10 protein-coding genes are annotated in these 11,597 nt (G+C 73.1%); 5 read left to right on the top strand and 5 right to left on the bottom strand.

What is annotated here, in order from left to right; genetic code table 11:
- The first annotated feature begins 93 nt into the window (after positions 1-93).
- The 5 genes from ABD330_RS19480 to rny all read left to right on the top strand — a co-directional run bounded on the left by ABD330_RS19480 (position 94) and on the right by rny (position 6,093).
- Entirely contained in the window at positions 94-1,650 is a 1,557-nt protein-coding gene (locus ABD330_RS19480; protein ID WP_344466763.1) for a S8 family serine peptidase, read from the top strand.
- Positions 1,651-1,724: 74 nt separating this feature from the next.
- Positions 1,725-1,919, top strand: a complete 195-nt coding sequence (locus ABD330_RS19475) for a DUF3046 domain-containing protein (RefSeq protein WP_344466761.1) — start codon at positions 1,725-1,727, stop codon at positions 1,917-1,919.
- 484 nt (positions 1,920-2,403) lie between these two features.
- Positions 2,404-3,522, top strand: coding sequence for a recombinase RecA (gene recA, locus ABD330_RS19470; protein ID WP_344466759.1), 1,119 nt, complete (start codon positions 2,404-2,406; stop codon positions 3,520-3,522).
- Between the two features lie 229 nt (positions 3,523-3,751).
- Positions 3,752-4,450: a regulatory protein RecX gene (locus ABD330_RS19465; RefSeq protein ID WP_425555586.1), complete on the top strand. Its 699-nt coding sequence runs from the start codon at positions 3,752-3,754 to the stop codon at positions 4,448-4,450.
- A gap of 188 nt (positions 4,451-4,638) precedes the next feature.
- Positions 4,639-6,093 carry a ribonuclease Y gene (gene rny, locus ABD330_RS19460; RefSeq protein ID WP_344466757.1) on the top strand — a complete coding sequence of 485 codons (1,455 nt, stop codon included), beginning with the start codon at positions 4,639-4,641 and terminating at the stop codon, positions 6,091-6,093.
- 85 nt (positions 6,094-6,178) lie between these two features.
- Here the strand turns inward: rny and ABD330_RS19455 are convergent, their stop codons facing one another.
- The 5 genes from ABD330_RS19455 to ABD330_RS19435 form a co-directional block, all read right to left on the bottom strand.
- Positions 6,179-7,861 carry an FAD-dependent monooxygenase gene (locus ABD330_RS19455; RefSeq protein ID WP_344466755.1) on the bottom strand — a complete coding sequence of 561 codons (1,683 nt, stop codon included), beginning with the start codon at positions 7,859-7,861 and terminating at the stop codon, positions 6,179-6,181.
- A gap of 110 nt (positions 7,862-7,971) precedes the next feature.
- Positions 7,972-8,802 (bottom strand): amino acid ABC transporter permease, encoded by an 831-nt coding sequence (locus tag ABD330_RS19450; RefSeq protein ID WP_344466753.1) that lies wholly within the window; start codon positions 8,800-8,802, stop codon positions 7,972-7,974.
- Entirely contained in the window at positions 8,799-9,449 is a 651-nt protein-coding gene (locus ABD330_RS19445; protein WP_344466751.1) for an amino acid ABC transporter permease, read from the bottom strand. The genes ABD330_RS19450 and ABD330_RS19445 overlap by 4 nt, the downstream gene beginning before the upstream one ends.
- Positions 9,450-9,494: 45 nt before the next feature.
- The gene (locus ABD330_RS19440) at positions 9,495-10,391 is read right to left on the bottom strand and encodes a glutamate ABC transporter substrate-binding protein (protein WP_344466749.1); all 897 of its coding nucleotides are present in this window, start codon (positions 10,389-10,391) and stop codon (positions 9,495-9,497) included.
- Between the two features lie 152 nt (positions 10,392-10,543).
- Positions 10,544-11,311, bottom strand: a complete 768-nt coding sequence (locus tag ABD330_RS19435; protein WP_425555582.1) for an amino acid ABC transporter ATP-binding protein — start codon at positions 11,309-11,311, stop codon at positions 10,544-10,546.
- Between the last annotated feature and the right edge of the window lie 286 nt (positions 11,312-11,597).

Raw genomic sequence — 11,597 nt, 5'->3', positions numbered from 1 at the left:
GACCTAGTCCGACCAAGCAAGTATGACAATCCGCTCATATGGTGATGTATCAGGTCCGCACCCTGGACGGGCCCGACGAGCGGAGACCGCGCGATGGAACGGGTGCGCCTGGCCGACGTCAGTCCCGCGTGGCGCGGCCGGCCCGGGCGGCGGCACCCCGTCCGCCGCCGCAACGGCGCCGTCCGGACGGTGCTCACCATGCTGCTCGTCGCGCTGCTCCTGGGCGGTGCCGTCCCGTACGTGTCCGGTCCCGGCCGCTCCTACCTCAGCTACCTGGTGCTGGCCGACGCGCAGGACGCCCAGGGCTCCGCGCAGGCCGCGGGCCGGGTGCGGGCGGCGGGCGGCCTGGTCGTCCAGGAGTACCCGCAGATCGGCGCGGTGCTCGCCTACGCCACTGGCGGCTTCGCCGGCCGGCTGCGCGGCCTGCCCGGGATCGCCGCCGTCGGTGCGACCCGGACGGCCGCCGTGGCGGCCCCGCCCGGGCCGCTCAGCGGTGCCGGGGACTTCCGCCCCGGCACCCGGGCGGCCGCCCTCGGCGGCGAGTCGGCCCGGTGGGGCGGCGACGACGAGGCGGCCGTGCCCGACCCGGACGAGGGCGGCAGCTGGAACCTCGCCATGATCGGGGCCACCGGGCGCCCGGCCGGCTCCACGGTCCTGCTGCGCAGCCCCGCCGCCGACCGGGCCGCGCCCTCCACCCGGGCGCTGCACCGGGTGCTGGTCGCCGTACTGGACTCCGGCGTCGACGACACCCACCCCGACCTGCGGAGCGCCGTCGACCCGTACGCCTCGGCCTCCTGCGCGGACGGGCGGCCGGACGCCCGGTTCGGCGTCTGGCGCCCGGACCAGGGGGTGACCGAGAGCGGGCACGGCACCCACGTGGCCGGGATCATCGGCGCGAGCCGGGACGGCAAGGGCGTCACCGGGGTCGCCCCCGGGGTCCGGATCGCGGCGGTGCGGCTGCTCGGACCGCTCGGGCAGTACTACCCGGAGAACATCGTCTGCGGTCTGCTCTGGGCGGCGGACCACGGTGCCAAGGCGGTCAACGACAGCTACTTCGCCGACCCGTGGAAGTACAACTGCCCCGAGGACCGGGATCAGGCGGCCCTGATCCAGGCGGTCGGCCGGGCCGTCGGGTACGCCCGGCGGCAGGGCGCCGTGGTGATCGCCTCGGCGGGCAACGACAGCCAGGACCTCACCGGGACCCGGACGGACCGCCGCAGTCCGAACGACCGGCTCTCCGGCCCGCCGCAGACCCGGCAGCTGGGCACCGAGTGCATCCGGCTGCCCGGCGAGCTGCCCGGCGTGCTGACGGTCGGCGCCGTGGACCGCAGCGGCCTGCCCGCCGGGTATTCGAACTACGGGCGCGGGCGGATCTCGATCGCGGCGCCGGGCGGCGATCCGGACGGCGGCCTGCGCGGCGGGATCGTCTCCGACTGGCCCGGCGGCCAGTACGTCTCGCTGGCCGGCACCTCGATGGCCGCCGCCCACGTCACCGGCGCCGTCGCGGTGGTGGCGGCCGCCCACCCCGACCTGGGGCCGGACGCGTTGGCGGCGCTGCTGGAGGCGGCCGCCACGGCCAACTGCCCGGCGGCGGCCGGTGGCTGCGACCGGCAGTACGTCGGCGCCGGCGTGCTCACGCTGCCGCACTGAGAGCCCGGGGGCGTCCCGGGGACGTCCCCGGGACGCCCCCGGGACGCCGGGCCGGGTTGGGGATACTGGGTCCCATGAGGCTGACGGAGTTCTGGCGACGGATGTACGAGCACTTCGGCGAGGCGTACGCGGAGTCGTTCGCCCAGGATCACCTGATGAGCGAGCTCGGGGGCCGGACGGTCGGCCAGGCGCTGGCCGCGGGCTGGGAGGCGAAGGACGTCTGGCGGGTGGTCTGCCAGACCCAGGGGGTCTCGGCTCAGCTGCGCTAGGGGCTGTCGTCAAACCCCCGTCGTCGCCCGAAGGGCGGCGGCGCGGCTCCCCCAGCCTTCGGCCGGGAGGTGCCCCCACGGTGCGTGCTCTCGGCGTGCCGGGTGGAAGTCCTCGTACTGGACGTACTTGGGCTTTCGCCCGGTGCGGCGAATGGGGGCACCCCCGGCCGAAGGCTGGGGGAGCGTGCCAGGCGTCGCGCCGCAGACGGGGGTTTGACGACAGGCCCTAGGGGCAGCCCGGCGTCCGCGCTGCTGTGGCGGTGTCCGAGCCGCCGCGACGGCGCCCGTACTGCCGCACCGGCGCCCGTCCTCGGGTGCGCGCCGGGCCGGGGGAGCGGTCTTGCGTTCTAATCGAACATATGTTCTTTATACTCTTCGGTGGCGAGTTTTCCACAGGCGGAGACCGATTCGGGTCGATTGTCAGTGGGACGCGCTAGCGTCGAGGACGATGAAGCGCACAGCACAGAACCCGAGGGTGGAAGCCATGGCAGGTACGGACCGCGAGAAGGCCCTTGAGAACGCCCTCGCCCAGATTGAGCGGCAGTTCGGCAAGGGCTCGGTGATGCGCCTCGGCGACCAGACCCGCTCCCCGATCGACGTGATCCCGACCGGGTCCACGGCCCTGGACGTCGCGCTCGGCGTCGGCGGCCTGCCGCGCGGCCGCGTGGTCGAGATCTACGGCCCGGAGTCCTCCGGCAAGACGACCCTGACCCTGCACGTGGCGGCCCAGGCCCAGAAGCTCGGCGGCACGGTCGCCTTCGTCGACGCCGAGCACGCCCTCGACCCGGAGTACGCCCGCAAGCTCGGCGTCGACACCGACGCCCTGCTGGTCAGCCAGCCGGACACCGGTGAGCAGGCGCTTGAGATCACCGACATGCTGATCCGCTCCGGCGCGGTCGACCTGATCATCATCGACTCGGTCGCGGCGCTCGTCCCGCGTGCCGAGATCGAGGGCGAGATGGGCGATTCGCACGTCGGTCTGCAGGCCCGCCTGATGAGCCAGGCGCTGCGCAAGATCGCCGGTGCGCTGAACCAGTCGAACACCACCGCGATCTTCATCAACCAGCTGCGCGAGAAGATCGGCGTGATGTTCGGCTCGCCCGAGACCACCACCGGTGGCCGTGCGCTGAAGTTCTACGCCTCCGTGCGCCTGGACATCCGCCGGATCGAGACCCTGAAGGACGGCACCGACGCGGTCGGCAACCGCACCCGCGTCAAGGTGGTCAAGAACAAGGTCGCCGCGCCGTTCAAGCAGGCCGAGTTCGACATCCTCTACGGCCACGGCATCAGCTGGGAGGGCGGCCTGATCGACATGGGCGTCGAGAACGGCTTCATCCGCAAGGCCGGCGCCTGGTACACCTACGAGGGCGACCAGCTCGGCCAGGGCAAGGAGAACGCCCGCAACTTCCTGCGCGACAACCCGCAGCTGGCCGAGGAGATCGAGAAGAAGATCAAGCAGAAGCTCGGCATCGGCCCGAAGGACGAGACGGCGGAGGAGGGCGCGGCCCCGGCCGCCGCTGACGCCGACGGCGCTGCCAAGCCGATCACCGCGACGGCCGCCAAGACTGCCGCCGCGAAGAAGACGGCCGCCGCCAAGGCCTGAACCGTTGAAGCAGAGTGAGGAGTCCACCGGATCCGGCGAGCACGGGCCGCCGGACTGGTGGACGGGCGGCCCCGGCACCCTTGAGCCGCCGGTCGAGCGGCCGAGGGCGCGGCGGCCCAAGGCGGAGCGCCCGGCGGTGGAGCGGCTCGCGGCACGGCAGGGGCAGCCGGAGCAGCCGGCCCCGGAGCGGCCGGGAGTGGAGCGGCTGGAGGTCGTCCGGGCCTCCGAGCTGCCTGTCGGCCGTCGCCGTCGGCGGACGGCCGTCGAGGAGGAGCGGCTCGGCGCCGCCGAGCCGCTCGGCGAACCGCTGCCCGAGCCCGCCCGCGAGCCGCGCCGGGCCGCCCGGGCGGAGCGGCAATCCGAGCGGCAACCCGAGCAGCGGTCCCGGCAGCGCACACAGCAACGGGCACCGCAACGGGCCCAGCAACCCGTCGATCCGGCGGCCCAGGCCCGCGACATCTGCCTGCGGCTGCTGACCGGGACGGCCAAGACCCGGCGGCAGCTGGCCGACGCGCTGCGCAAGCGCGAGATCCCGGACGAGGTCGCCGAGGAGGTGCTGAACCGTTACGAGGAGGTCGGGCTGATCGACGACGCGGCGTTCGCCGAGGCGTGGGTCGAGTCCCGGCACGCCGTCCGGGGGCTCGGCCGCCGCGCCCTGGCGCAGGAGCTGCGGACCCGTGGGGTGGCCGGCGAGCTGGTGGAGCGGGCCGTCGCACAGGTGGACTCCGAGGACGAGGAGCAGGCGGCCCGGGCTCTGGTCGACCGCAAGCTCCGGGCGACGGCCGGTCTGGAGCGGCAGGTCCGCACGCGTCGGCTGGTCGGGATGCTGGCGCGGCGCGGCTACTCCGAGGGCCTGGCCTTCCAGGTGGTGCGGGCCGCGCTGGACGCCGAGGGTGAGGACCCGGAGGAGGCTGTGGAGGACTGGTGAGGCCCGTTCTGGGAAGAGTCCGAGCAGTGAAGTGTCAAGTCTCGATCGCATCTTGACCGTTTCGTAACCTGCGCCTAGCCTCACAGGCAGTGAGAGATCACAAGCAGTGAGGGACCACTCCGACCACGCGGCAGCCGCGACCCGCGCGCCGGGGCACCGGAGCGTGCAGGGATGGGGAGTGGCGCCGGATGAAGATCGCGATGACCGTCGGATCGGCGGCCTCCGTCGGACTGGCCGGGGTGCTCTGCGTGGTCCTGGCCGCCAGCTGGCTGATGATCCGCCGGTGGCGGGCCGCCCAGCGCCGGGCCACCGCCGAGGCCGACCGGGCCCGTGAGCGGTCCGAGGCGCAGGCCGCCCAGCTGCGGGCTGAACTCGACCGCCGGGAGGACCGGCTCACCGAGGAACTGACCAGGCTGCGCACCAGGGAGGCGGAACTCGCCGAGCGGGCCGCCGAGCTGGACACCCTGCGAGCGGCGGCGCGGCGGCTGGAGAGCGAGCGGCTCCGGGCGGTGGAGCTGGCCGCCGGGCTGACCGTGGGCCAGGCCAGGGCCGAGCTGGTGCGGGCGGCCGAGGCCGAGGCCGAGCGCGAGGCCGCCGTCGCCGTCCGGGAGATCGAGCGGCGGGCGAAGGCCGAGGGGGAGCAGCGGGCCCGCGAGATCATCGTGGGCTCGATCCAGCGTCTCGCCGGCGAGCAGACCGCCGAGGCGGTCATCACCTCCTTCCCGCTGGCCAGTGAGGACCTGAAGGGCCGGATCATCGGCCGCGAGGGCCGCAACATCCGGGCCTTCGAGGCCGTCACCGGCGTGAACCTGATCGTCGACGACACCCCGGGGCTCGTCCAGCTCTCCTGCTTCGACCCCGTCCGCCGGGAGACGGCCCGGCTGACGCTGGAGGCGCTGGTCGCGGACGGCCGGATCCATCCGGCCCGGATCGAGGAGATCCACGAGCGCAGCCGGGCCGAGGTGGAGCGGCTGTGCGTCCGGGCCGGCGAGGACGCGCTGCTGGCGACCGGGCTCGACACCATGCAGCCGGAGCTGGTGCGGACCCTCGGCACGCTGCGGTACCGCACCTCGTACGGGCAGAACGTGCTCGGGCATTTGGTGGAGTCCGCGCACATCGCCGGGATGATGGCGGCCGAGCTGGGGGTGGACCGCGGGCTGGTGGCGCGGGCCGCGCTGCTGCACGACATCGGCAAGGCGATGAGCCACGAGGTCGCGGGCAGCCATGCGGCGGTCGGCGCGGAGTTCGCCCGTCGGCACGGCGAGTCCGCCGAGGTGGTGCACGCGATCGAGGCGCACCACGGCGAGGTGGAGCCTCGCACGGTGGAGGCGGTGCTCACGCAGGCCGCCGACGCGTGTTCGGCCGGGCGGCCGGGGGCGCGCCGGGAGTCGGTGGAGTCGTACGTGCGGAGGCTGGAGCGGCTGGAGGAGATAGCGGGCGCGCACGCCGGGGTCTCCAAGGTGTTCGCGATGCAGGCGGGGCGGGAGGTACGGGTGATGGTCCAGCCCGAGCTGGTGGACGACCTGCGGGCCCAGGTGATCGCCCGCGAGGTGGCGAAGCAGGTCGCCGACGAGCTCACGTATCCGGGGCAGATCCGGATCACCGTGGTGCGGGAGAGCCGGGCCACGGAGTTCGCCCGCTGACGCGGCCCTCCGGGTGGGCCCCACGACGGGGCCCCCACGACAGGGGCCCCCACGACGGGGCCCCACGCGCCTCTGGCGGGTGCCCTCAGCCGGCCGGTTCCGCGTCGGCCAGGGGCGAAGGGCCGCCACGGGCGCGGTCGGCGAGGTCCTGGAGGTCTTCGGCGTGGCAGCCCTGGGTGGTGCCGACCAGGTGGCCGTCGGGGCGGATCAGCAGGACGGTGTGCGGGTCGGCGCCGGGGTAGGCCTCGGTGACCAGGACCTCCGCCGGGACGGGCAGCGCGGCGGCGACCTCGGCCAGCCGGGGCATCAGGCCCGCGCCGAGCCAGTGCTGCGAGGACCAGACGGCCGTGCCGGGCGCGACCAGCAGCAGCAGGAAGCCGGCCCCGAGCCGGGCCCGCAGCGAGTCCGCCGAGCCGTCCGTGGTGACCACGGGTACGTCCGGGACGAGCACGCCGGGGGCGGTGGCGGGCAGCGTCTCGGTGAGGGCGGTGCCCCGGCCGGCTCCGCGTTGGACGGGGACGCGCCCGGGGACGCCGGACGGAGCGGCCGGGTAGGCGGGTGCGCCGCCGAACCGGCCGGTGCCGAGCTGGCCGTCCGCCAGCAGCGGTGCGTGCTTGCGGAACGAGCCGGTGAGCAGTGAGCGCCGGGTGTGCTGCCAGCCGCGCAGCGGGCGCAGCAGCGGCATGCTCTGGTCGACCGCGCGCAGCCGCGCGCCGACCGCGCCGCGCCGCTCGGCCTCGTACCCGTCGAGCAGCGAACCGCCGGGCTGCGGGCCGCCGGCGTGCAAGTGCCAGGCCAGTGCGAGGCGCCAGGAGAGGTTGTCGGTGTCCCGGAGGCCGTCGACCAGGTTCTGCATCCCGAGCGCGCCGTGCAGGTGCGCGGCGTCGCCGGCCAGGAAGCAGCGGCCGACCCGGAAGCGGGCGGCGAGACGCTGCTGGGCGGTGTGGTCGGCGGCGGCGAGCAGGTCGTACGCGGGCAGTTCGCCGCACCAGCCGGTCAGGGTCGATTTCACCCGGGCGAGCAGGGTGTCCCCGGTGACGACCCCGGGCCAGGTGGCGTGCGGGTCCACCGGTGTGGTGGGGGCCGGGCGGCCGGGGGGCAGCCGCCAGTCGAGCCGCCAGAGCCCGTCCGGCAGCGGGCGGGCGGAGGCTTCGCGGTCGCCGCGCCACGGCGGCTCGCGGTGCACGCGGGCCTCGCCGCCGAAGGGCAGCTCGACCCGGACGGTGGCGACGGCGTGCCGGTCCACGGCGGGCCGGCCGGGGAAGCGGACCTTGAGCAGTTTGCGCACGGTGGAGCGGGCGCCGTCGCAGCCGACCAGGTGGCTGCCGCGCCACCACGTCCGGGTGCCGTCCTTGGCGTGGTCGGTACGGACGCTGACGCCGTCCCGGTCCTGTTCCAGCTCGGTGACCCGGCTGAGCGGGACCAGCTGGATCAGCGGGGTCGCGGTGACGGCGTCCCGCAGGCCGCGCTGGAGGCGGTGCTGCGGCAGGTGGAGCACCGGGTCCTCGTCGAGCGGCAGCCGCAGCACCTCGGAGCGGCGGCGCCAGACCGTGAAGGCGTCCCAGCGCGCGGCGTCCGAGGCGGCCCGGAGGTAGCCGAGCCGTCCGAGCAGCGCGGTGGTGTCGGTGCCGAGCACCACGCTGCGCGGGCCCTCCGGGCAGACGCCGGCGCCCTCGTCCAGGACGACGGTCGGCACCTCGTGCCGGGCGAGCGCGAGTGCCAGGGCCAGGCCGACCGGCCCGGCCCCGACCACGATCACCGGGTCCACGGCAGGGCCTCCGGACGCACGGACGGAACAGCCGATGCGGCGTCAGGTACTGATGGGGCCTGTCCGGGTGGTGTCACGAAGAGCAATGCAACAGATCACCTGCGTGTCCGTCAAGCAGCGGCAGGTGTGCGCCGGTTCGCGCCGCGGCGGCCGCGCGCCTCGATCCACTTTGCCAGAGCGGTGAGCAGCAGGCACATGCCGATGTAGATCGGGCCGATCACCAGGACCACGGGGACGTACGGATAGCCGTCGGGGGTGGCCGTGTTGCTGGCGATCAGCTTCCCCGCGTAGAGCAGCTCGCCGTACGTGATCACGAAGCCGAGCGAGGTGTCCTTGAGGGTGACGACCAGCTGGCCGATGATGGCCGGGAGCATCGACCGGACGGCCTGCGGCACCAGGATGGTGGTCATCACCTGGGTCTTGCGCATTCCGAGCGCGTACGCGGCCTCACCCTGCCCGCGCGGCACCGCGTTGACGCCGCTGCGGATGATCTCGGCCTGGACGGCGCCGTTGTAGAGCGTCAGCCCGGTGACCAGGGCCCAGAGCGGCGAGGTGGTGAACACCGACTGGTACAGCGCGAAGATCATGATCAGCAGGGGCATCGCCCGGAAGAACTGGACGACCGCGGTCGCCACGGCCCGCACCGGCCGGTGGTCCGAGAGGCGCCCGGCGGCCAGCAGCGAGCCGAGCACCAGCGAGAACGCCGCGGCCAGGCCGAACGCCTTCAGGGTGTCCAGCAGGCCGTTGAGGATCAGCTGCTGGATGGCCGTGTACTGGAACGGGTCCCACATCGCGGCCGAGAACTGGTGGGTGGCGGCCAGGCTGTCGTACGCGTACCAGAGCAGCCCGGCGATCCCGAGCACGGACAGCACGCCGAACGCCCGGTAGCGGGCCTTGGCCCGGGGGCCGGGCGCGTCGTAGAGGACACTCGAAGAGCTCATCGGGCCACCGCCAGTCGGTTCTCCAGGACACGGAACAGCAGGCCCACGGTCGCGCTGATCGCCAGGTAGGCGAGTGCCACCCAGAAGAAGATCGCGAAGATCGCGTAACCCCTCTCGCTCAGCGTCTGCTGCAGGCTGTAGAGCTCGGGGACGCTGAACGCGCCCGCGATGGCCGAGTTCCTCGGCAGGGCGATGAACACGCTGCTGAGCGGCGAGAGCACCGTCCGGGCCGCCTGCGGCAGCACCACCTGGGTCAGGCTCTGGCCGAACGTCATCCCCAGGCTGCGGGCGGCCTCGGCCTGGCCCAGCGGGACGGTGTTGATGCCCGCGCGCAGCACCTCGCAGACGAAACTGCCGGTGTAGGCGCTGAGCGCGAAGATCGCGAAGACGAAGGGGGAGAAGTGCACATCGAGCTGCGGGAGCCCGAAGTTCACCGCGATGAAGAGCAGCGTCAGGGGGGTGTTGCGGAAGATGTTCACCCAGACGGTGCCGAACACGCGCAGTGCCGGCACCGGGGAGACCCGGAAGGCCGCCAGCAGGGTTCCGAGCAGCAGTGCGAGCACGGCGCTGACCGCGCTGAGCTCGACCGTCCGCAGAAAGGCGTCGCGGAACAGCGTGAAGTTGCCGTGGTCGAAGACTACGCCCATGCCGGCGGCCCTCCTCTCGATTCTTAAGGGGCTGTCAGACCCGGATCAGTTGGTGGCGAGGGCGGGGATCGGCGCGGCGGCGGAGCCGGAGAGACCGAGGGTGGCGTCGTACGCCTTCTTCCAGTCGCCGTTGTCCTCGTGCGCCTTGAGCGCCTTGCTGATCGCGTCCTGGAGCGTCGCGTCGCCCTTCGCCAGGCCGATGCCGTACGGCTCCTGCGAGAACGGCTGGCCGATCACCTTGAGCTTGCCGGGGTTCTTGGCGGCGAAGCCCTTGAGGATGGTGTCGTCGGTGGTGACCGCGTCGACCTCGCTGGTGAGCAGCTTGTCCACGCACTGCGCGTAGGTGTCGTACGTGACGGTCTTGCCGCCGAGGTCGTTGATCCGGCCGATCGAGGTGGAGCCGGCCACCGAGCAGACGGTCTTGCCCTTGACCGACTCCTTGCCGGTGATGTCGGTGTTGCTCTTGAGCACCAGCAGGTCCTGGCCGGCCACGTAGTACGGCCCGGCGAAGGCGACCTGCTTCTTGCGGTTGTCGTTGATGGTGTAGGTGCCGACGTAGTAGTCGATCTGGCCGTTGGCGATCGCGGTCTCGCGGTTGGCGGAGACGATCGTCTTCCAGGTGATCTGGTCCGGGGTGAAGCCCAGGTCGGCGGCGACCATCTTGGCGATCTCGATGTCGAAACCGTTGCGGGTGTTGGTCGTCAGGTCCTCGAAGCCGAGGTACGGCTGGTCGGCCTTGGCACCGATGGTCAGGTGGCCCGCCTTCTTGGCCTTGGCCCAGGTCGGCGAGGCGTCCAGCTTGAAGGCGGTGTTCACCTGGTAGGTCGGGAGCTGAGGGGCGCCGGCGGGCGCGGCGCTCGGCGACCCGCTCTTGCCGCAGGCGGCGACGGCGGTCAGCGCGAGCACCGACATGGCGGCGGCGATGGTACGACGAGTCCTCATGAGGGGCTGTTCTCCTCGGTCTTGGCCACGGGTTCAACCGGGCAGTTCAGGGCTGGGTCCGGGCAGGCGCGGCAGCGCGCACCGGCCGACGGGCCGGGCGGCGGGTGCGGCACGGCCCCGGGATCGCTGCTGACGCTGGATCAGCGGGCTGCTCAGTGGTGCAGGATCTTGGAAAGGAAGTCCTTCGCGCGGTCGCTGCGGGGCGCGGTGAAGAAGGCCTCGGGGGTGTTCTCCTCGACGATCCTGCCGTCCGCCATGAAGAGCACGCGGTTGGCGGCGGAGCGGGCGAAGCCCATCTCGTGGGTGACCACCACCATCGTCATGCCCTCGGCGGCGAGCGAGCGCATCACCTCCAGGACCTCGTTGATCATCTCGGGGTCCAGGGCGGAGGTCGGCTCGTCGAAGAGCATCACCTTCGGGTTCATGGCCAGCGCGCGGGCGATCGCGACCCGCTGCTGCTGGCCGCCGGAGAGCTGCGAGGGGAACTTGTCCGCCTGCGCGGCCACGCCGACCCGCTCCAGCAGCTCGCGCGCGGTCTGCTCGGCCTCGGCGCGCGGGATCTTCCGCACCTTTACCTGACCGAGCACCACGTTCTCCAGCACGGTCTTGTGCGCGAAGAGGTTGAAGCTCTGGAACACCATCCCGACCTCGGCCCGGAGCCTGGCCAGCTCCTTGCCCTCGGCGGGCAGCGGGCGGCCGTCCAGGGTGATCGTCCCGGAGTCGACCGTCTCCAGCCGGTTGATCGTGCGGCACAGCGTGGACTTGCCGGAGCCGGACGGCCCGATCAGCACCACGACCTCGCCCTGCGCGATTTCCAGATCGATGTCCTGCAGCACGTGCAGCGCCCCGAAGTGCTTGTTGACGCCGCTGAGCACCACCAGAGGGGCGGCCTTCGAGTCGCTCACGGTCGTCTCGGTCATCGCGGCTGGCTCCCTCGTGTCTGACCCCGGGTGAACTCCCTCGGGCCACAGTGCTGGTGCTGCTGGTCCTGGCTGCTGCTGGTCCGGGGGCCGAGAGCCGGCGGAGCCCGCAGCCCCCGGTGGGCCGACCCTAGAAGGCCTGACCATGTCACGTCTGCCGATCTGAGCGGAACTTGAGCATCACGATCCGGCCACACCGCCCCCACACGGTCCGTGAGCGCGTCCGCGGGGCGGTGGCCCCGTGACAGGACGCGCGGACTGGACAATACTCCGCAGGACCGGGCCC

This window comes from Kitasatospora kazusensis (assembly GCF_039529945.1).
Classification (GTDB): Bacteria; Actinomycetota; Actinomycetes; order Streptomycetales; family Streptomycetaceae; genus Kitasatospora; species Kitasatospora kazusensis.
Note: the sequence above shows the minus strand (reverse complement) of the source record. Positions and strands in the feature narration are given on the sequence as shown.

Bases quoted from the DNA above. Each gene is read 5' to 3' on its own strand.
- recA (WP_344466759.1), top strand. From the start codon at position 2,404: ATGGCAGGTACGGACCGCGAGAAGGCCCTTGAGAACGCCCTCGCCCAG.
- ABD330_RS19480 (WP_344466763.1), top strand. From the start codon at position 94: ATGGAACGGGTGCGCCTGGCCGACGTCAGTCCCGCGTGGCGCGGCCGG.
- ABD330_RS19440 (WP_344466749.1), bottom strand. From the start codon at position 10,391: ATGAGGACTCGTCGTACCATCGCCGCCGCCATGTCGGTGCTCGCGCTG.
- ABD330_RS19475 (WP_344466761.1), top strand. From the start codon at position 1,725: ATGAGGCTGACGGAGTTCTGGCGACGGATGTACGAGCACTTCGGCGAG.
- ABD330_RS19445 (WP_344466751.1), bottom strand. From the start codon at position 9,449: ATGGGCGTAGTCTTCGACCACGGCAACTTCACGCTGTTCCGCGACGCC.
- ABD330_RS19450 (WP_344466753.1), bottom strand. From the start codon at position 8,802: ATGAGCTCTTCGAGTGTCCTCTACGACGCGCCCGGCCCCCGGGCCAAG.
- rny (WP_344466757.1), top strand. From the start codon at position 4,639: ATGAAGATCGCGATGACCGTCGGATCGGCGGCCTCCGTCGGACTGGCC.
- ABD330_RS19435 (WP_425555582.1), bottom strand. From the start codon at position 11,311: ATGACCGAGACGACCGTGAGCGACTCGAAGGCCGCCCCTCTGGTGGTG.